This is a genomic window from Pseudomonas beijingensis, from assembly GCF_030687295.1.
In the GTDB taxonomy this organism is placed as follows: Bacteria; Pseudomonadota; Gammaproteobacteria; order Pseudomonadales; family Pseudomonadaceae; genus Aquipseudomonas; species Aquipseudomonas beijingensis.
On the sequence record NZ_CP117425.1, the window covers coordinates 1,054,840 to 1,072,895 of the forward strand.

The 18,056-nt window shown below is 57.6% G+C and carries 23 protein-coding genes; 15 read left to right on the plus strand and 8 right to left on the minus strand.

Features of this window, described 5'->3' with window-relative positions; genetic code table 11:
• Positions 1-4: 4 nt before the first annotated feature.
• Positions 5-355 carry a DUF7079 family protein gene (locus tag PSH84_RS04965; protein ID WP_305467827.1) on the minus strand — a complete coding sequence of 117 codons (351 nt, stop codon included), beginning with the start codon at positions 353-355 and terminating at the stop codon, positions 5-7.
• Positions 356-510: 155 nt separating this feature from the next.
• Between PSH84_RS04965 and PSH84_RS04970 the strand changes: the two genes are divergently transcribed.
• Both PSH84_RS04970 and PSH84_RS04975 read left to right on the plus strand, forming a co-directional pair.
• Positions 511-843: a type II toxin-antitoxin system HigB family toxin gene (locus PSH84_RS04970; protein WP_305467825.1), complete on the plus strand. Its 333-nt coding sequence runs from the start codon at positions 511-513 to the stop codon at positions 841-843.
• Positions 840-1,481 (plus strand): helix-turn-helix domain-containing protein, encoded by a 642-nt coding sequence (locus PSH84_RS04975; RefSeq protein ID WP_122568661.1) that lies wholly within the window; start codon positions 840-842, stop codon positions 1,479-1,481. Before PSH84_RS04970 ends, PSH84_RS04975 begins: the two co-directional genes overlap by 4 nt.
• Positions 1,482-1,497: 16 nt before the next feature.
• Here PSH84_RS04975 and PSH84_RS04980 read toward each other — a convergent pair whose 3' ends face one another.
• Positions 1,498-2,463, minus strand: a complete 966-nt coding sequence (locus PSH84_RS04980; RefSeq protein WP_305471248.1) for a DMT family transporter — start codon at positions 2,461-2,463, stop codon at positions 1,498-1,500.
• A gap of 253 nt (positions 2,464-2,716) precedes the next feature.
• On the opposite strand from PSH84_RS04980, the gene PSH84_RS04985 reads away from it, so the two are divergent.
• Positions 2,717-3,259 (plus strand): GNAT family N-acetyltransferase, encoded by a 543-nt coding sequence (locus tag PSH84_RS04985; RefSeq protein ID WP_122568662.1) that lies wholly within the window; start codon positions 2,717-2,719, stop codon positions 3,257-3,259.
• A 3-nt stretch (positions 3,260-3,262) separates the two neighbouring features.
• Here the strand turns inward: PSH84_RS04985 and PSH84_RS04990 are convergent, their stop codons facing one another.
• Positions 3,263-4,378, minus strand: coding sequence for a S1C family serine protease (locus tag PSH84_RS04990; RefSeq protein ID WP_305467821.1), 1,116 nt, complete (start codon positions 4,376-4,378; stop codon positions 3,263-3,265).
• A gap of 179 nt (positions 4,379-4,557) precedes the next feature.
• Here PSH84_RS04990 and PSH84_RS04995 point away from each other — a divergent pair, with 179 nt between their 5' ends.
• A complete protein-coding gene (locus PSH84_RS04995) occupies positions 4,558-5,721 on the plus strand; it encodes a PDZ domain-containing protein (protein WP_305467819.1) in 1,164 nt (387 codons plus the stop codon).
• Between the two features lie 23 nt (positions 5,722-5,744).
• On the opposite strand, the gene PSH84_RS05000 is transcribed toward PSH84_RS04995, so the two are convergent.
• Positions 5,745-6,086, minus strand: a complete 342-nt coding sequence (locus PSH84_RS05000) for a DUF2834 domain-containing protein (RefSeq protein ID WP_305467818.1) — start codon at positions 6,084-6,086, stop codon at positions 5,745-5,747.
• 117 nt (positions 6,087-6,203) lie between these two features.
• Between PSH84_RS05000 and PSH84_RS05005 the strand changes: the two genes are divergently transcribed.
• The 3 genes from PSH84_RS05005 (at position 6,204) to PSH84_RS05015 (ending at position 8,452) form a co-directional block, all read left to right on the plus strand.
• The gene (locus PSH84_RS05005; protein ID WP_305467817.1) at positions 6,204-7,016 is read left to right on the plus strand and encodes a helix-turn-helix domain-containing protein; all 813 of its coding nucleotides are present in this window, start codon (positions 6,204-6,206) and stop codon (positions 7,014-7,016) included.
• Between the two features lie 112 nt (positions 7,017-7,128).
• Positions 7,129-7,932, plus strand: a complete 804-nt coding sequence (dapF, locus tag PSH84_RS05010; protein WP_305467815.1) for a diaminopimelate epimerase — start codon at positions 7,129-7,131, stop codon at positions 7,930-7,932.
• Between the two features lie 73 nt (positions 7,933-8,005).
• Complete coding sequence (locus tag PSH84_RS05015) at positions 8,006-8,452, plus strand: NUDIX hydrolase (RefSeq protein ID WP_305467814.1); 447 nt, start codon at positions 8,006-8,008, stop codon at positions 8,450-8,452.
• Between the two features lie 16 nt (positions 8,453-8,468).
• On the opposite strand, the gene PSH84_RS05020 is transcribed toward PSH84_RS05015, so the two are convergent.
• Positions 8,469-9,026 carry a nucleotidyltransferase family protein gene (locus PSH84_RS05020; RefSeq protein WP_305467813.1) on the minus strand — a complete coding sequence of 186 codons (558 nt, stop codon included), beginning with the start codon at positions 9,024-9,026 and terminating at the stop codon, positions 8,469-8,471.
• A gap of 117 nt (positions 9,027-9,143) precedes the next feature.
• On the opposite strand from PSH84_RS05020, the gene PSH84_RS05025 reads away from it, so the two are divergent.
• The 4 genes from PSH84_RS05025 to PSH84_RS05040 all read left to right on the plus strand — a co-directional run bounded on the left by PSH84_RS05025 (position 9,144) and on the right by PSH84_RS05040 (position 12,283).
• Positions 9,144-10,241: a sterol desaturase family protein gene (locus tag PSH84_RS05025; protein WP_305482363.1), complete on the plus strand. Its 1,098-nt coding sequence runs from the start codon at positions 9,144-9,146 to the stop codon at positions 10,239-10,241.
• On the plus strand, positions 10,238-11,053 hold the full coding sequence (locus PSH84_RS05030; RefSeq protein ID WP_305467811.1) for a suppressor of fused domain protein: 816 nt from the start codon (positions 10,238-10,240) through the stop codon (positions 11,051-11,053). The genes PSH84_RS05025 and PSH84_RS05030 overlap by 4 nt, the downstream gene beginning before the upstream one ends.
• A 99-nt stretch (positions 11,054-11,152) precedes the next feature.
• On the plus strand, positions 11,153-11,776 hold the full coding sequence (locus PSH84_RS05035) for an SMI1/KNR4 family protein (protein WP_305467810.1): 624 nt from the start codon (positions 11,153-11,155) through the stop codon (positions 11,774-11,776).
• Positions 11,777-12,031: 255 nt separating this feature from the next.
• Positions 12,032-12,283, plus strand: coding sequence for a DUF2790 domain-containing protein (locus PSH84_RS05040; protein WP_305467808.1), 252 nt, complete (start codon positions 12,032-12,034; stop codon positions 12,281-12,283).
• A 76-nt stretch (positions 12,284-12,359) separates the two neighbouring features.
• On the opposite strand, the gene PSH84_RS05045 is transcribed toward PSH84_RS05040, so the two are convergent.
• Positions 12,360-13,286 carry a LysR family transcriptional regulator gene (locus PSH84_RS05045; RefSeq protein ID WP_305467806.1) on the minus strand — a complete coding sequence of 309 codons (927 nt, stop codon included), beginning with the start codon at positions 13,284-13,286 and terminating at the stop codon, positions 12,360-12,362.
• Positions 13,287-13,507: 221 nt separating this feature from the next.
• On the opposite strand from PSH84_RS05045, the gene PSH84_RS05050 reads away from it, so the two are divergent.
• From PSH84_RS05050 to PSH84_RS05065, 4 genes are all read left to right on the plus strand, one after another.
• Positions 13,508-14,944: an NAD-dependent succinate-semialdehyde dehydrogenase gene (locus PSH84_RS05050; protein ID WP_305467805.1), complete on the plus strand. Its 1,437-nt coding sequence runs from the start codon at positions 13,508-13,510 to the stop codon at positions 14,942-14,944.
• A gap of 11 nt (positions 14,945-14,955) precedes the next feature.
• Positions 14,956-15,288, plus strand: a complete 333-nt coding sequence (locus tag PSH84_RS05055; protein WP_305467804.1) for a carboxymuconolactone decarboxylase family protein — start codon at positions 14,956-14,958, stop codon at positions 15,286-15,288.
• Entirely contained in the window at positions 15,289-16,290 is a 1,002-nt protein-coding gene (locus PSH84_RS05060) for an NAD(P)H-quinone oxidoreductase (RefSeq protein WP_305482364.1), read from the plus strand.
• Between the two features lie 260 nt (positions 16,291-16,550).
• Positions 16,551-16,820, plus strand: coding sequence for a hypothetical protein (locus PSH84_RS05065; protein ID WP_163006858.1), 270 nt, complete (start codon positions 16,551-16,553; stop codon positions 16,818-16,820).
• Positions 16,821-16,849: 29 nt separating this feature from the next.
• On the opposite strand, the gene PSH84_RS05070 is transcribed toward PSH84_RS05065, so the two are convergent.
• Together PSH84_RS05070 and PSH84_RS05075 are read right to left on the minus strand one after the other, a co-directional pair.
• Entirely contained in the window at positions 16,850-17,320 is a 471-nt protein-coding gene (locus PSH84_RS05070; RefSeq protein WP_240998529.1) for an HD domain-containing protein, read from the minus strand.
• A gap of 148 nt (positions 17,321-17,468) precedes the next feature.
• The gene (locus PSH84_RS05075) at positions 17,469-18,050 is read right to left on the minus strand and encodes a P-loop NTPase family protein (RefSeq protein ID WP_122568678.1); all 582 of its coding nucleotides are present in this window, start codon (positions 18,048-18,050) and stop codon (positions 17,469-17,471) included.
• Between the last annotated feature and the right edge of the window lie 6 nt (positions 18,051-18,056).

Here is an 18,056-nt window from a genome sequence, read left to right on the forward strand (position 1 = left end):
CGCGTCAGTCATATCCGGGTGGGAGCCGCGTCGCGACCTGGTTCCAACACCTGTCGACCTCCTTGGCAATGCTGCCGCTGCCTTTCCTGGGCTCGAGCCCATCGCTTGCGATGAGGTGCTCCAGCAACCACTCATCTGTCCATCCCACCCATTCGCCCGCGACGGATCTGAGGTTGGCTTCGAGCACCGGGAATACTTCATTCCACAGGATGCTGCGTATTTCACTGGGCGAATAGCCGCTTTCAAGGACGACGCGGGCGATGTAATCGTAGGTCAGGTCGTCCATCTCAGTGTCGAGAAAGAGCGATGAAAGGGCTTGCCAGATTTTCAGGCGGGTCGGGTCGGCAGGGTTCATGTTTTTGTCTCGGGATGTGTAGGTGATAAACCCATTTGGCCCAATGGTGCCGGCCAAATCGCCTGCTTGCACAGTGTGAGTCCCGTTGCCGCCAATAAATTCGAGTTGTGAAAAAACACAACCAGAGTACCATCGGCTCAAAGACAAGGAAGCCCATGGATATACTCACGCCATCACGTTTTGACGACGCTGCGATTTTGTACCCGAACGACAAGGCCGGGCTTGAGCGTTGCCTGCGCATTTTGAGGATGGCTCGCCCCAAGGCGTTCGCGGACCTGCAAAAGCTTTTCGGTACGCAGGGTGTCGACTTGTTCAAGCCCAGGGTCGCAATGAATTGGGTAGTGATCGACGTAGGCGGCAATAATCTCAGGGTGATAGGTGGCGTCAACTACACCCGGCAGAAGTTCTACGTCAAACACATCTACACGCATGCCGATTACGACGTTGCCAACGTCTGGTATGCAAGAAACAAAGGGGTAAGACGATGAGCGCAGCCCGGAACGACTTTCAAACCGTGATCGCAACGCTTGGCGAGCTATACGCGGTATTGGATCGCCTGCGCGGTGAGTTTGTGCATGGCATCAAGACCTCTGCCGACTATGAGCGTGCGACGGACTTGCTCGATGAACTCACCGACGGGCGCGAGCTGAGCAAGACCGAGGAGAGAATTCTCGTTGAACTCGAGGATGAAATCCTGGCCTACCAGCGCGACTCCGATCAGTTTCGCGAATCGAATGCCGCTTTTGAGGCGACCTGCACGCCTGTGCAATTGATCAAGGACCTGATGGAGACACTCGGGCTGACCGGTTCAGACCTTCCTGAAATCGGTGATAAAACGGCGGTGTCCAAGGTGCTCAATGGCGATCGGCCTATCAGTCACAAGATGGCGTACGCGCTGGCAGAGCGATTTGCGATGGAGCCGAGTGCTTTCTTGTCAGCGTCCTCGGCAAAGATGGCGGCTCATATCGAAACTGTTCCTCTTTCCGGCAGTAAAACTTCAGCTCTCTACCGTTTGCACGAGGGCTCTCTGACCGCATATTCAGTGAAAGAGGTCGGCATCGGTGAGTACAAAACGGTGACTTCGAAGGGCCGCAAAAAGACAACCAAAGAGCCAGACAAGGAGTAGGGCAATCGTCTGTTGATCAAGGGGCAGAGGCGCTTGTCGATCCGCGGGAATTGAGGATGATCTGCACCGCCATGATCACCCCAACAAGCACAGTCGCAAGACCTGACGTCTCCAGAAGTGTCGGTAGCCGACCATGAAACCACAAGCCAAGTAGCGTCGCGAACAGCGACTCCAAGGCGATCAATTGTCCGGAAAGCACCATGGGCAAACGCCGTGACGCGGCGTTCCAGGCCCAGGCTCCGACAACGGATGACATCAGCGCAATCACCAAACCCCAGAGATATAAATCCCCCGCAACGGAAACGCTAAAACCCAGGCTCGGCAGTTTGAGCAGGTCGAGTGCTTGTACCGCTGGTAACAAGCACAAGGTGCCGATCCCGGCGCCAGCCATCATGAGGCCGGTCCATGCGCCTGAAGCGTGGGGTGGCAGCGCCAGCAAGGCGCGCTGGTTCAACCAACTGAATACGAGCCACAAGACCACGGCACCGATTGAAAACAACAAGCCCATCAGCCAAGAGCCCTCGCTTGCAACGGGTTGATGGACAGCGCCGAGATTCGACAGCAGAAGACCCACCGTCAAGAAAACCAGGGGGATTGCCAGTTTGCGCCACTGGAGGGTTTTGGTTGTGGCGTTGCCCAGCAGTGCCAGCAAGACTGGCACCATCCCAATAAACGCCGGGGTCAGCACCGGCCCGCCGAAAATGATGCCGGCGGCGATGCAGGCGCTATAGCCGAGGTAGCCGACAACGCCCAGGCTTGCGGCCAGAAGCACCTGATTGCGGCGCAGCAGCCGCAGCTGGCTCCGATAGAGCAGCACGACACCCAGGCCCAGGGCACCGGCGATCAAGAACCTTACGATCATCAAGTCATAGATCGTGTAGGCGCCGGTGACGTAAGGCGCAATGAAGTTCAACGCCCAGCTCAGCGTCGCGACCACCGCGAGGGCCAATCCGGTGATGAGGTTTGAGTGGGGCTTCACTATCACGCAGGTTCCCCGATGCACCACCCATGAACGTCGATTTCATGGGGGAAACCTCGGAGTTTGTTGTCGCTGAGGGTAAGTTGTCGCAAGGTGATGTCCTTATGCGGTTCAATGGGATTGAGCGCATCCAGTGTAGGCAGTGATGTGATTGAGTGTGCAACTTGGTTTTTCCGACATTCGCTCCGCAAGGCGACGGATAATTTCTAATAGGGAAGTTTCCCTGGACGCCATAACGTTAGAAAAGGAATTCACTTTGGAACCTATCCCCACCTTCCAAACCAGCCGCCTCATCCTCACCCCCCTGGAACTGACGGATGCACCAGCGATTCAACGATTATTCCCACACTGGGAAGTGGTTCGCTACCTCGACAGCCGCGTGCCCTGGCCCTACCCGGATGATGGCGCGCTGACGTACGTTCGTGACCATGCGCTCCCCGCTGTCGCCGCCGGACGCGAGTGGCACTGGATGATCCGTCTTGCCGAGGAGCCGACACAGCGCATCGGCAGCATCAGCCTCTACGATCAGCCTGGCAACAACCGGGGTTTCTGGTTGTCGCCGCCATGGCAGGGGAAAGGCTACATGCGTGAAGCGTGCGAGGCGATCAACGCCTATTGGTTTGAAACCCTGGGGCGCCCCGTCATGCAGGTGCCCAAGGCAGTGGGCAACCTGGCTTCACGTAAAGTTTCGGAACATGAAGGCATGCGCATGATTGCGACGCAGCAGGGGGACTTCGTTTGTGGGGCGTTGCTTAAGGAAGTCTGGGAAATGACGCGGGAAGATTGGCTTGAGAGATAGCCATTAGTTACCCGCCAAAGGACGCCACGCGGTGGTCTGTAAATAAGGCCACTGTTTGAGCAGTAGACCGCGCGTTGTTTCTACGCCCTGTAAGGTTTCAGTGCAATTGACCATCGTGGTAAAGCTGCGAGTGGTCAGCATGAAGCTTTCCGAGCCCAGCGCCTGGCATTGCTCGCTGGCGCCGATGGGTTGGCAGAACATCGGTTGCATTTTCACGTCGTAGCCTTGGGCCCGAGTGAATGCCTGGAACTCAGGCATGGCAAGACGAGCCGGTGTTCCGCTCAGTGCCGGGCCTTGCCAGACGGGGGTGATAAGCCCCCTTGATGGATAGTCGCTCAGCCCCTGGACTTGCCTGGCCTCGAACAGGGCAAAACAGAACGAAGTATTGGTCGCGCTATTGCTCGCTGGGGATGTAACGGGGGCGGCCAAGGGAAGGCCCGGCGTCGGCGTGACGGCTGCCGCAGGCGCTACCGAGGGTGCCAAGCCCGAGGAGTCGCCTATTTCCACCAGTACATCGATGGCCGCCCGGTAACGCCATACCTTCAGCGGCGCCGTGAAACCAGGTCGAATACGGCTGGCGACAGCGGTCAGCTCGGCCGGGCTATTGACCGAGGTCCCGGCAATTTGCAAAACGATATCGCCGGCCAACATGCCTGCTTTTTCAGCGCCACTTCCTGGCACGGGCCCCAAGACCAATACGCCGCTGACAGCGGCTAAGCCGAATTGCCGAGCCACCGTTGGTGTAACAGGGGTGATGTGCAGGCCCAACACACCCGACTGATTAGACACCGGTACGGGCATTGCCGCTGACGCTACGGGAGTCGGTTGCACTGTGGCCGCACTGGGCGCAGGAACGCTGTCGGCTGAACAATCGCGCTGTGTGGCGACCTGTTGGATCACGAGGTTGACAGGGTCGGTCGCCATGTTGGGGTATTTTTCCCAGCCCCGTTTGGTCGCCAGGAACGTTTCACAATCCATGGCGTAGTAGGTCGCCGGGTCTCTGACCTTGCGCAGGTATTCCGCTGTTTCGGCTCGCTCGGCGGCGCTGTACATGGGGTTGACGCAAGACGCCAGGAGAGGGGAGAGCACCAATGTTGCGGCAAGGCACTTTGTTGACATGGGCTTCTCTGAGGTCGTGGCGTTTAGGCAGGTCCAGGCAAGGTACTATTTGGCCATCATCCTGTCCAACCTGTGATTGAGACGAGCGGCATTCGGGCAAACGTGCATTCGATATACAACTTAAAGGCACTTCGCCATTATGTGGCACGATCCTTTCGAACCAATCACTGAGACGCGAAATGTTTGCTCCTGCCTTCAAATCAAGCACCAGGCTCGCCGTTGCACTTTCGCTCACTGCCTTGGCTGGCTGTGCCTCTGATGGCGGTCTCGGTGAGGCGGCGGTAGTTGGTGCGATGCTGCTTCCCATGCCGGGTGGCGTCGACACCAGCGTAATGACCAGTGCCGTAGGCCTGGCGGCCGGCGCCTACGTGGTCTCCTCGGTTGCGACTGCGGACTCTGCCAGCGTCTCTCCCGCGACCTCCACCGTCGCCGCGCCCCAAGGCCTGCCGCCCATTGACCTGCAGAAACTGGTGACCCGGGAAACGCCTGACCGGTATCGCTCCAAGTCCTGTGAGTACATCGAAATGTCCCTCAGCGAGGTGCCGATGTACCAGGCGAGCGCTGAGCCGATCATGAAGCAGGTCGCCACGGCTCGAAAAGAAGCGGCCAGTCAGGTATGGCTTGAAAAGGGTTGCCAGCCGGCCAACTTACCTCGCGGTCGGATCGGCGCCAGCATCGACACCATCGATCCGAAGCGGGCCATGGCCCTGTCACTTCCCCCCGCTGGGGTCGTGGTGCTGGCGACCGTTCCGGGGAGCGGTGCGCAGCAGGCCGGGATCTTGCCTCAAGACGTGATCGTGGCAGTGGACAATGGGCTTATCGCCGACTCAATCGATTTCAGGGTGGCCGTTGCAAAAGCGCCAATTGGTTCGCGGGTGAACCTGAAGATATGGCGAAACAACGCGTTTAGCATCGTTCCGGTTCTGGTGGGGCCTGGCGGCACTCAAGTCTCGGTGACCCCGACGGTGATGGCGAACGGTGTAGCGGCTGCGATCCCGGCAGATGCAATGTATTGCACCGCCGTGCTGTCCACCCAGCATACTTACGGTGCTAGCGTCAGCCCGGTCAAATTGATCGCCGGGGCCGCGAGCGACATGCAACCCTCGCTCAAAAACTACATCGCCAAGGTGAAGCGGGAACAACCTGGCGTTTGGGGGGATTTCAAACTTAACAGCGCCATTTGTGCACCAGGTGCGGTGGTGTGCATGGCCGAGGCCAAGGGGCCGACCGGCAAGACCCAGAACGCCTTCGAGTTCTGCCACGCGACGCAAGCCAAGGCGGATGCTGAGTTGGCCCAGATGCGCCAGGGCGATCCGAAAGCGGTGCTTGTTGATTGGCCTTGATGGGGACGCTGTTGGTGCATTTCTTAAGGAGGTGGGTAATCAGGAGTACCAGTCACCGGCGATTGGCGTCCAAATCCGTTAACGACGATGTACAACAGCGGACCGATTGATACGAAGATGGCCGTGATCAGGAGGTAAGGCAGCAGCGATGTGAACGACCTGCCTTTCGAACGTGCGTCCCGGTACATCCAGATGCACGCCATGCAAGCGAGCAGATAAAGGTCGATGACGACCTGCGCGGTGTCTGGGCGGGACATGAGCCCGAGACCGAATGCCAGGAGCGATTGTTCGGCGAAAAACAAAGTGCCCACCGTGTACACGGAAAAAAGCAGCAACGTGACAAGTGCGATGTAAGGTTTTTTCACTGTGCTTCCTCGGACAAGTGCATTGATCAGTGGAAATAGGCTAGTGATTTAATCGTCATGGTTTCAATGACCTCTGAGGTCATCGACGCCGCTCACCCGCAATGCCAGAGTCAACGGATGACCAGTCGACCTTTCTCTCGAACAACGCCACCCACCTCAGCTGGAGCGCAACTGCGTCACTTGCGTCAACAGGCCGGACTGAGTCAGCTGGACTGTGCACTGATCACAGGGCTATCTCAGCGTCACCTTAGTTGCATTGAGACGGGACGCGCCAAGCCAAGCCCCGGCACTCTGCATAACTTGTTGACTGCCCTGGATGTGCCTTTGGAGCGATGCAATGACATCTTTCTAGCCAGTGGTTACGCCCCTCGCTACGAAACGACGCCGCTCACGTCGTCGTCAATGGAAGTGGTACGTGATGCCATTGATCATGTACTTCACGCCAACAACCCCGCTCCTGCGATTGTTCTGGGTGCCCAATGGGACATCCTTGCCGCCAACACCAGCGCGGGTGTTCTGTTCGATCTGGTTGGGCTTGCCAGAGAGGCGGCAGAGGGGCTCAACCTCTTGGTGACATTGCTGCAACCCGGTGGCTTGGGTGACCATTTGAGCAACGCCGAGGAAATAAGATTAGTGGCCTGGCAACGAGCATCCCGGGAAGCCTTGAACAATCCCGCGTTGGCTGAGATTCTGAAGTGCCTGCCGGCCCCGTACAGCGCTGCGGCGCTGGTTAACGAGCTGCCTCCGCTATTGCTGACGCGAGTCGAGTCTCCCCTGGGTGAGCTGACGTTCATGTCAACGTTCACAACCTTCGGCATGCCGCTCGACATCACGATGAGCTCATTGCGTATCGAGCATCTGATTCCTGCCGATGCCAAGACCTGGGAGGTCATGACCAAGGCATATGAGCAAGCGCAACACTCACAATGATCAAGGAAGAACACATGCAACCGTCACCCAATCGAATCATCCTGTATGTCCGAGACGTCCAAGCAATCAGCAATTTTTATTACGGTAATTCCGTCTCCAGCAGAGCGTTTGCATGCAACTGACCTTTCATAAAATGCATGCCAATGGCGATGACTTCGTTATTGTCGATTCGCGAAACTCGGCCAACCCGGTGACAAGCGCCATCGTCCAGCGAATGGGGGATCGGTACCGAGGCGTGGGCTTCAACCAACTCGCGGTGTTGCTCGATTGCGATGATGCCGATGCGCGGGTGATGTTCTGGAACGCAGATGGCTCTGCGCTGGACGTTTGTGGCAGCGCGACGCGGGGGGCGGCGGACTTGCTCATGCGCGAAGCCAATGTGACTTCGGTAGCCCTGCGCACCAACCGTGGTCTGCTTACTTGCGAACGTACCCCGACCGGCGACATTTGCGTCGACATGGGCGTGCCGCTTTTCGGCTGGTCGGACATTCCCTTGGCGCAAGAACTGGACACCGCTGTCTTGCCACTGGCCGGCAGTCCAACTGCGTGCAGCATGGGTAATCCCCACTGCACCTACTTTGTCGATGACCTGACTGGCGTTGATATCGCGACGATCGGACCGGCCATCGAAACCAACGCGCTATTTCCGCTCAAGACCAACGTCCATTTTGTCCAGATCATTGATCGCACGCATATTCGTTTGCGTATCTGGGAGCGCGGGGCGGGTGTTGCGCTGGGGTCGGGGTCCTGTTCGTGCGGTGCCGTTGTTAACGGGATTCGTCGTGGTTTGTTGGACAGTACCGTCGAGGTTGAATGTGATGGCGGCAGCGTGACGGTGCAATGGGATGGTGTAGGCGCGGTCGTTCTTATCGGGCCGGTGGAGGCGAGTTTTTCGGGGACGATGAGTCAAGGCTGAGTCGGGCGTTTTAACCCTGATACTGGGATTTGCAGGACGTTGTTGATCATTAAATCAGAAGGAAGTTTTATTCATGTCGGAGCAACGCATTCGCCCCCTCGCTCTTTGTATCTTTCATCATCATGGAAAAATACTGGTCAACCAGTTTTACGATGCCATCAAACAGCAGATGTTTTTTCGTCCGGTTGGTGGTGGCATTGAATTCGGCGAGAGGAGCCACGATGCCATCGTCCGAGAAGTGCAAGAGGAACTGGGCGCCTCGATCAGTGACCTTCGGCTGGTTGGCACTTTGGAAAGCATTTTTACCTACGACGGCAAGCCTGGGCACGAGATCGTCCAGGTTTACGATGCGAGGTTTGACGACACTGATCTCTACGAAAAAACCTGGCTGGAAGGCTTTGAAAGCAACGGAGCATCATTCAGAGCAACGTGGTGCTCCAGTGCCAGTTTCACTGCTCTATCACCGCTGGTGCCTGAAGGACTTTACGATTTGCTCAAGTCGGCTTCGCTCCTGGAGTGAGTCGGATCAGTGAAGGTCATCCATAAATTCTGAGCCACTGCCAGCGAGCTTGATAACTCTTGGCTTTCTCATCGAACAAATCCGGCTGGGGATTTTTTGGATTCATGCGAAGAACGCCTTGCTCTATGTCGTCCAGGCCATAGGGCGCATAGACCTCACCTGTTTCAACATCCAGCCCAATACACGTCCCCGCAATCAAGTAACGATCAATGCCATCCTTGGCCGACTGAAGCTGAGGATAAGGCTTGCCAAACCGCTGACCGTACCAAAGGTGGACGCGGGCCTGGTTCTTGACCTCGATGTTGACGTCCAGGTCCTGAAAGAGCAGTTGGGCGGCGTTGATCACTTCATTCTCGGCTTCCCAAGACAGGTCAGGGTCGAAGTAAAAAACATCGTAGTCCTTCACGCCCCATGCGGGTGGCTGCTGCGTCTGATGATTCAAGACGGCTTGGAACAGGCAGCCGGCCGTAAGCATGCATTGATTCAAACCGAGTGAAGGCAAGCGCGAAGTGATTTGGGCGTTGATTGGGTTGGTCATTGCAGTGCTGACCAAGGTTTCGACTGTCAATGTCATGTTCATCCTTTTTGTAATCAATCCGGTCCTGGCGACTGATATACATACCTGAAAACCCAAGCCCAGCCCAACCCCACTGATCTACAATAGCGCTCCTTCGACAGAGGCCGGCATTTCGTGGATGCGTTTTCCCTTGTCTATCAACACCTGAGCGCATGGGTAATCGCACCGATCACCCAGCAGTTCCTCGGCATCTTCAACCTGAACGGCCGCCTCGGAATCCTGTTTCTCTGCGCCTCCTACGGTGTCGCCTATGGCCTGTTCCGTTTCAGAAAACACCGCGGCCTGACCGACGCCCATTCATTCTGGCAATTCATCGGCGGCAGCCATGTGTATCTGCATCGTTCGGCATTGCTGGATTATCGCTACTACTTCGTCCGGGCCATTCTCAAGATTGCCTTGGTGCTGCCCATTGTCCATCTGGTCGATCCGTACATCCTGCGTTCCGGGGATTACCTGGCTTTTTTCAGCAACCTCTGGGGCGCGCGTCCGCGTCTGGGGGAGAACCTTACGCTCGCTTTGCTCTATGGGCTGGGGGTGTTCCTGGTGAAGGATTTCGTCCACTACTGGGCGCACCGGGCGTTTCACTCGCGCTGGCTCTGGGCGTTTCACAAGGTGCATCATTCGGCGCCCGTGCTGGTGCCGGCCACGGCGAGTCGGGTGCATTTTGTGGAGAAGATCGTCGAGAAGCTTGGCGTCACTGCCTGCCTGGGCCTCTTCGCGGGTGGTTTCTGGTACGCCTGTGGTGGTGAGATCAGCCGCTGCACGTTGTTCGGTGTGACCTACCTGGTGTTCATCTTCAATAGCCTGGCAGCCAATTTGCGTCACACCCATGTCTGGCTGTCCTTTGGCCCGGTGCTTGAACATGTGCTGAACAGTCCGGCCCAGCACCAGATCCACCACAGCGATGCACCGCGTCATTTCAACCGCAATTTCGGCGTCAACCTGTCACTGTGGGACTGGATGTTCGGCACGCTCTATGTCACCAGCTCGCAGCCTGAACACCTGCGTTTCGGCACCGGAGAACAGGACCACCAGCGTTACCTGACGGTGTATAGCCTGATTGTCACGCCTTTCGTCGACACTGCGCACAAGGCGCAGTCTTGGTTTTCATCTCAACGCCAACACACCACAATGCCCCCGACGCCTGCCATCGGATCAGCGAGTGCTGACACCGGTGAAGCCGAGCGAAAACCCAGCAAGGAACGCCCATGAATTTCTTCAAGAAGCTCTTCGGTTCATCGAAAGCCCCTCAAACCCAAGATGACCAGCCCGCGCCACAATCCCCCGAGCTAGGCGACCTGACCGAGGCTGAAGCAGCCAACCTGGCCGTCCGGGAAGCCGGCGCAGCGTGCCTGGATCGTCATTGGAGCGCCGTCGGCACGGTCGAGCGGGATGTCCTTGCCTACCTGATCAGCCCGACCTTTTCCGGCGGCCCGTACTGGCCTTCGACCCGTCAGGCCTACCGCGTGGTTCGCCGTGGCGACACGATCATTCTCGCCACTGAAGGCCTGTCCGATCCGTTCGATGATACGGAAGGCATGGGCAACGGCTTCGAGATGGAATTGTTCGTCGAAACCGCGGATATCCCCGAGCACGCCCGTGGTCCTGTGGGAGAGGTCGATCCTTTCAAGCGCAGTTGGGCATTCGAGTTGTTGGAACACGTCGCCAAAACAGTGGCCGACGCTGGCGGCATCACCCACCAACTCGACCAGCACGGAGCGCTATCCCTTGAGCTTCCAGGGCTCAGCCAATCGCACCACATGAGCGATCAACTGCCCAAGCTGTTCGTGACCGATGACGACTCCACCGGCGTTCTAATCGGCGCCCCGGCGCCGGATTTCCCAACCCAACTGGATGACATGCCCTTGTCCCCGGTCAGATTGGTGCCGGTGGTATTGATTACGGCGGCGGAGCTGGAGTACGTGCGTTCGGGAGGGCGAGCGGCGCGGGAGGATCTGGTGAGCCGTTTGACGGCGGCGGGGGTTGGGCATCTGAGCAGCTTGCATCGGGCGAGCGTGGTGTGATGCCGGACGGCATCGGCCAAAAAACTAACCTGAGTGAGCGGTCGTTTTTTGTAAGAACGATTGATACCGCGTCCCACCCAATCCCCTTTCGAGACATCAATGACTGACTACCGCGGACTCATCCTCGAAGACACCCGTGAAGGCGCCACCGACCTTGCCATCACACAACTGGAAGCCAGCCTGGGTGCCCGTTTGCCGGACGACTATCGCCAGTTCCTCAAGACCTGCAACGGCGCCTATGTGGAATACGATGTGTTGGCCACGCTCGCCAATGGCGATGAGGAGTTGCTCAGTTTCTCGCTGTACGGGCTGGATCCGGACCAAGAGTACGAATCCAACCCCTTCGAACTGGAGCAACTGCGGGCGCAGCCCGGCTTCCCTGCGGCGGGATTGTTGCCGATCGGTCGCGACGGCGGAGCGAGTATCTTGCTGCTGGATTTGCGGGAAGGACGCCAGGACGTGGCGGCGATGGTAGCGGGCTTACCCGCCTGGACTGGGCGCCGTCAGCAGGGCGATGAGTATGTGGTGCTGGCGGATTCTTTCAATGGTTATCTGGATTCGCTGCACCTATCGGAAGAGCGGATCGAGGAGCATATCAATCACTTCATGATCAGCCCTGAGAGTATTGAGGCGACGTTGGAGTGGTTGGATAAGGGGAGTCCGGGGTGGCGGGAGCGGTATCGGGGGTTGTGGAATGCGAGGGTTTTGGATCGGACGATTTAATGACTAATAGGCGGAGGGATTCCGTTTTTATGCATACATACAGCGGGCTGCTTTTGAATCGAAAGGAGCGGTCATGAGTGATCGCTTTCGGCCAAGAGCGGACGGTCACAGACGAATTGCCTTTACGTCAGACATCCCCACATTGTGTTCGGAATTTAGAAAAGTCTTTCCCTGATTCGCTCCTGTTTCCAGAAAACCCTCGAACCTAAAGTACGTCCTGCCGGCAACATCACACTTACTTTAGGAAATCTCATTATGAAAACGGCAATGATCATCGTCGCACTCTTGGGCTTCAGCTCTGTGGTAGCGGCACAGGACGGTACTGCAAAGACTCAACCTGTCGAGCAATATGGTTATGGCACCCACCTTGATGTCGCCAAGGTCATCTCTGAAGACCCGGTGCCAGATGTTTGCGCTGTAGTGCCGACGCACATGACCTACCAGGATTCACAAGGCAAACAGCACGTACTGGCCTATAACGTCATGGGCCGTTGCAGCCAGGGCTAAGTCAGCTGTTCGCCAATCATTGCGCCTCGAAGCGTTGTTTCATCGAGGCGCAAATACCTTTTTGCCCTGCGGCATTTCAATCGATAAGTTCTTTGGCCGTGGCGGCCAGTTGACTGCCAACCCGATCTTTCAGCGTTTCAATAAACCGGGTGATTTTTGCATCGACAAACTGCCGAGAGGTATAGACGGCATACACGTTGCGCTCATAGGTATGGTAGTCAGGCAAAACCCGCACTAGCTTGCCGGAACGCAAATCGTCGACGGCTGTGAACCCGGCCAGCAAGCCAATCCCTGCTCCCTCTCGAATGGCATGTGCCATCGCATCCATATCGTTAACGCTGAAACTTGGCCCTGTCGGAACAAATGTCGCGTCCCCCGCCTTGCTCTTCAGCTGCCACTCATCCCGCACATAGTCGACGGTGCCCAATAGCAGACAATGATGATCACGCAGGTCTTCAGGCGTCTCGGGGACCACATGACTGGCCAGGTAGTCTGGCGACGCCACCAGCACACAATGGCTGACGCCGATCTTCTGGCTGACATACGCAGAATCGGGTAGCGCGCGGGCGATCAGAATCGAGACGTCCAGTTGGTCTTCCAACAGGTTAGGCATGCGTTGCGAGAGCAATAAATCCACCGTCACCTCCGGGAATTGCTGGCGGTACTCCAGCACCGCCCCCGTGACCAGATGCCGAGCCAGCCCGGGTACGCAATGCACCCTCAGTGTTCCCCGAGGCTCCAGGGCGGCATTGCTGGCTTCGGCTTCGGCACTCTCCAGATCAGCGAGAATTTTCGTGCAGCGCTCATAGAACCGTCGCCCCGCATCGGTGACCGACAGGCGTCGGGTCGAGCGTTGCAACAGGCGCGCATCGAGCACGTTTTCCAGCGCAGAGACAGCACGCGATACGTTACCGACCGTTGAGTCCAGATGATTGGCCACGGCCGTGAAACTGCCCATCTCGACAACCTTTATGTACACCGACATGTTCGAAAGCTTATCCATCGCGACCTTCCTGTAGATCTGACGCTCACCCGTGATAACGCGCATTTTTTCCGGATGCTACACGTTCGGCCCGCGGCTCGATATTACCTCTGGCGACAACAATGATTCCCTTTGGCCCGTCTAAATCAATGTGCCCTCCTTCCATAGACTTGGTTGCACAGGACGCCTGAACAGGCGCCGGGTTTCATCCGAATCTCCGACAACCAACTGAAGGGCACATCATGAAAACCTCCTACGACCCGCTTTATCTTTTCATCGGTGGTGAATGGATCAGTGCCGAAGGGCGCGATACTGCCGCCGTCGTTAACCCGGCTACCGGCCGGGAAATCGGACGCGTCCCACTCGCCACCGCAGGCGACCTTGATCACGCCTTGGAAGTGACTCGCCTGAGCTTCGAGCAATGGCGCCAGACCGTGCCTGACAAACGCGCAAAAATCCTCAAGCGTGCCGCCGACCTGATCCTCGAACGTGCACCGCAGATTGCCGCGCAGATGACCCTGGAGGAAGGCAAACCGCTGGGTGAAAGCCTGGATGAAGTGACCCGCGCGGCGGAGTATTTCGAATGGTTTGCCGAAAGCGCCCGGCGTATCGATGGCCGTGTGGTCCCGGCCAACCGTCCAGGCGTGTTGCAACTGGTCAAACGCCAGGCCATCGGCCCAGTGGCCGCATTCACACCGTGGAATTTCCCGGCCATCACCCCGGCACGCAAGCTCTCGGCAGCGCTGGCCGCGGGTTGCAGCGTCATTCTCAAACCCGGTGAAGAAAGCCCTTCCACAGCGCTGGCCCTGGCGCGTGCACTCGACGATGCTGGATTGCCCAAAGGTGTACTGCAAGTGGTCTTCGGCGTACCGGATCAAGTGTCCAGCCATCTGATCGCCTCGCCGATCATTCGCAAAGTGACCTTCACCGGTTCAGTGCCGATCGGGCGCCTGCTGTCTGCACGAGCTGCCGAAGGCGTGAAGCCCATCACCCTTGAACTGGGTGGGCACGGACCGGTGCTGGTGTTCGAAGATGCCGACATTGAAAAAGCCGCTATCGAAGGCGTCGCGAACCGGTTTCGCGGCACCGGGCAGGTGTGCATTTCATCTACTCGGTTTCTCATCCAGCGTGGCGCCTATCAAGCCTTCGTCGATTACTTTGTCGCTGCGACCCAAGCGCTGAGAATAGGTGACGGCCTGCATCCAGACACTCAGGTCGGCCCCCTGGCCAACCCAAGGCAATTGGCAAAAATGGAAGAACTGGTCGCCGATGCCGTCGAAAAAGGTGCACGGGTATTGGTCGGTGGTGAAGCCTTGTCAGGCGAAGGCCACTTCTTTCAACCCACGGTTCTGGCAGATGTGCCGATGAATGCCCGCGTCATGCACGAAGAACCCTTTGGCCCCATTGCCGTGCTGATGGCGTTCGATGAACTGGCCGATGGGCTGAAAGAAGCCAACCGCCTGCCGTACGGACTCTCGGCCTACGCATTCACCTCCAACGCGCGCACGGCCATTGATGTCGCTGACGGATTGGAGGCCGGGATGATCGGCATCAACCAATACCGCATCGTCGCAACCGAACTCCCGTTCGGCGGCATGAAAGAAAGCGGTCACGGCTCCGAAGGTGGCATTGAAGGCATAGAGCACTATCTCACCCACAAATTCATCAGTCAGGTTTAAGGAACTCGCCCATGTCCAAGCTCAACTTCAACAGTCCTCGCGAAGCCGCGCGCGCGTTCACGCCAAAGCTGTCGCAATTCGTCGACTCGACGCTTTATCCGCAGATATGGAGTGACCCGGCGCTGTCCCCGCGCGACCGTAGTCTGATCACCGTGGCGGCATTGATAGCCGCTGGTCGCTCGGAAGAGTTGCCCGCCCACTTACGCCGGGCGGCTGACAACGGTGTGACCCATGATGAACTGGCGGCAGCGATCACGCACCTGGCTTTCTACGTGGGCTTCCCTGGCGCCATCACCGCGTCTGCTATCGCCAACGCCACGTTCAGCGAAACGGAGAACAACTGAATGAAAGCCATCAACATCAGAAAATTTGGTGCAGCAGACGTCCTTGAACTCGCAGAAGTTGCCAATCCTGAAGTGCGTCCTGACGACCTGCTGGTGCGTGTCTATGCCGCCGGGGTGAACCGTGCGGATCTGACTCACCGGACCGGAGGGTACGGCCTTCCGAATTTCGGTGACTCGCTGATCATCGGCCTGGAAATCGCCGGCGAAGTGATCGGCAAAGGTAACGCGGTGACGGGGTTCGAGGTCGGAGATCGAGTCATGGGCGTGGTCGGCGGCGGTGCCTACGCCGAGTTGGCACGCATCGATTACCGCATGGCGATGCACATCCCCGCGCAGCTTGACTATGTACACGCGGCAGCCATTCCCGAGGTCTTCGTCACGGCCCATGAAGCAATGATGCACCTAGCTCGACTCAAGGCTGGCGATTCGGTGCTGATTCACGCGGCCGCCGGCGGCGTCGGGTCTGCCGCTGTGCAGTTGGCTTACGCCACCGGCGCCACGGTGTATGCGACGACCGAAGGCAGCAAGTTGGCGCGTGTCGAGCATTTGGGCGCTGACGTGGCGATCGATTATAAGACGCAGGACTTCGCTGAAGTGATCGCCGACAAAACTCAGGGTCGCGGCGTCGATGTGATCATCGACTTTATCGGTGAGCCCTACTTCGCCCGCAACGTCGCGTCCCTTGCACGCGGCGGCCGCCTCATTCAGGTGGGGATTCTCGGCGGTGGCGGCAACGTCACGGTGGCGCTGGAGGACATTCTTTATCGCCACCTGCAAATCATCGGTACGGTCATGAAGTCGCGCACGCAACCGGAGAAACACGCCATGATCAAGCGCTTCCGCGAGCACTGGCTTGATCGCTTCGAGGGGGCCGGAAGCCTTGAGCCGGTTGTCGATAGCACCTTTGCGCTAGCACGGGCTGCCGATGCGCATCGCCGGATGGAGTCTTCCGAAAATGTTGGGAAAATAATTTTGACCATGCAGCCTGAAGACTTGGTTTGAATCTGGCCACATGTAGGAGAGAACTGAAAAAAAGGTACCTTTAGTGGGCATCTTCAACGGATGGGGGAACAATCTTAGCTGTGCGTTCTAAATCGGCTGATCGCGACAACCGGGCTAATCGTGACAGGCAGCTATTGGCCGGTAGTCGCCCTTCACGACAGGCAGCAAACGGCCAAAAGTGCTCATCCGATCTCGTTTTTAGGCTATCTCCTAGTGGTGCGAAATGACTAACCCTTCGATTTCTTTCAGAAGGTCGGTTAATGAGTTCGAATCTTACAGTCTCAAATCTTTTAGGTCCGTGGTGTGGGGATTCACCTACAGGTCTGATGCAGCGTTGCAGGGAGGTCTGGGACACCCCTTTAGAAAATTTGAACGACCTGATGGTTGCTACTTTTTTGAATCAGAACATCGCTGTCACGCAGATGCTTATCGAAGCAAAGCGCCGCATAAAAGAGCAGGAACGAGATGGGAGCGAGTACTTTGAGGGCCAGCTTCTCGAAGCGATGAAGCGAGTGCAGTCAGGGGAGTGAGTTATCCCTTTTCCGCTTGAATCCAGTCCTCAGTCGAGGCGGTCGATGGCGCGTGCAAGGTTTGCGCGTGCCTGCTGCTCGAATGCGTCGAAGTACGGTGCGGTCGTATAAATGCGTCCGCGTGCCAGGAAGCCTTCAAGGACCTGGCGCCGCTTTTGGCGGTACACAGGTAAAGGCACAAACTGATACTCGCGGCGAATTTGTTGGTCGTATTCCTCGAACCGCTCGAACGATGCCCCAAGGATTGCCAGATCCGTGTCCACCAGCACCGCTTGGTCTGTCGACGCTGGGGCGCCGTCGTGTCGCGTCACCATGATCAGATCGTAAAGCCTGCGTCGCGTTTCATCGCCCAGCCCACTGTCGCGTGCCACGTCATCCAACCATTGCGCACTGCGCAGCTCGTTGCCGCTGCGAAGGGGGTCGTAGATCGCATCATGGAACCATAGCGCGAGGTCGACTTCGGCGGGGGCCTGGCAGGTAGCGTTGACGAATCGGCGCACTTGAAGGCACTCCTTCAGATGCTGGAGGTTGTGGTAGGCACGGTGCGGCTCGCAGTAGTGTCGAACGAGTTCTTCGTACGTCTCTGGTGACGCGCATACAACGCCAAGCTCTGCCCAGACGCGAGCCCAGGCTGCGAAATCCACGCCATCAGCCACGTCGAGGCTCCCGCGTGCCTTGGGGAAAGGGGGCTTTTCGCGGCGGCTCTACGCGAGGCGTCTTCCCGACACTCGACAGAAACAGTTTGGCCTGGCGGTTGGACCGCAGACAGATAACGCGACATGTCGGTGGGGCCGTTGCTACAAGCTGCTTCATCTTCGTACGCGCCGATTTACGAGTCGTCCACATGAATCTGAAAAACTCCGGGAGGTTTCCAAGCTGCTCTGGGCAATTCTCTGGAAGGTCGGGGCGCGGGCGGCCTCGCTGGGTCAACGTCCTGAGAAATACACGCCAGAACCGAAGCACCGATGAGCGATCAATCCATACCAAAAGATCGGCTCGGGCAATACGGTTGTCCCAGGTAGCAGAATGACCACCTTCAAAAATCCATTGATCGCGAGCTTCGACCTCGTAACACAGTCGAGTCTTCTCGTCTGCGTTTCGCTCGATCCACCCAGGTTGCCAATGGATAGTGTCGATATGGATAACCGGCAGTCCGGTCTGTTTGCCCATTTCCCGAGCCAGCGTGCTTTTTCCTGACCCGGGCTGGCCAATAATCATGACACGCTGCATTAGTCG

Coding starts and splice junctions, on each gene's coding strand:
- PSH84_RS04965 (WP_305467827.1), bottom strand. CDS start 355: ATGAACCCTGCCGACCCGACCCGCCTGAAAATCTGGCAAGCCCTTTCA.
- PSH84_RS04970 (WP_305467825.1), top strand. CDS start 511: ATGGATATACTCACGCCATCACGTTTTGACGACGCTGCGATTTTGTAC.
- PSH84_RS04975 (WP_122568661.1), top strand. CDS start 840: ATGAGCGCAGCCCGGAACGACTTTCAAACCGTGATCGCAACGCTTGGC.
- PSH84_RS04990 (WP_305467821.1), bottom strand. CDS start 4,378: ATGTCAACAAAGTGCCTTGCCGCAACATTGGTGCTCTCCCCTCTCCTG.
- PSH84_RS04995 (WP_305467819.1), top strand. CDS start 4,558: ATGTTTGCTCCTGCCTTCAAATCAAGCACCAGGCTCGCCGTTGCACTT.
- PSH84_RS05005 (WP_305467817.1), top strand. CDS start 6,204: ATGACCAGTCGACCTTTCTCTCGAACAACGCCACCCACCTCAGCTGGA.
- dapF (WP_305467815.1), top strand. CDS start 7,129: ATGCAACTGACCTTTCATAAAATGCATGCCAATGGCGATGACTTCGTT.
- PSH84_RS05015 (WP_305467814.1), top strand. CDS start 8,006: ATGTCGGAGCAACGCATTCGCCCCCTCGCTCTTTGTATCTTTCATCAT.
- PSH84_RS05020 (WP_305467813.1), bottom strand. CDS start 9,026: ATGACATTGACAGTCGAAACCTTGGTCAGCACTGCAATGACCAACCCA.
- PSH84_RS05030 (WP_305467811.1), top strand. CDS start 10,238: ATGAATTTCTTCAAGAAGCTCTTCGGTTCATCGAAAGCCCCTCAAACC.
- PSH84_RS05035 (WP_305467810.1), top strand. CDS start 11,153: ATGACTGACTACCGCGGACTCATCCTCGAAGACACCCGTGAAGGCGCC.
- PSH84_RS05040 (WP_305467808.1), top strand. CDS start 12,032: ATGAAAACGGCAATGATCATCGTCGCACTCTTGGGCTTCAGCTCTGTG.
- PSH84_RS05045 (WP_305467806.1), bottom strand. CDS start 13,286: ATGGATAAGCTTTCGAACATGTCGGTGTACATAAAGGTTGTCGAGATG.
- PSH84_RS05050 (WP_305467805.1), top strand. CDS start 13,508: ATGAAAACCTCCTACGACCCGCTTTATCTTTTCATCGGTGGTGAATGG.
- PSH84_RS05055 (WP_305467804.1), top strand. CDS start 14,956: ATGTCCAAGCTCAACTTCAACAGTCCTCGCGAAGCCGCGCGCGCGTTC.
- PSH84_RS05060 (WP_305482364.1), top strand. CDS start 15,289: ATGAAAGCCATCAACATCAGAAAATTTGGTGCAGCAGACGTCCTTGAA.
- PSH84_RS05065 (WP_163006858.1), top strand. CDS start 16,551: ATGAGTTCGAATCTTACAGTCTCAAATCTTTTAGGTCCGTGGTGTGGG.
- PSH84_RS05075 (WP_122568678.1), bottom strand. CDS start 18,050: ATGCAGCGTGTCATGATTATTGGCCAGCCCGGGTCAGGAAAAAGCACG.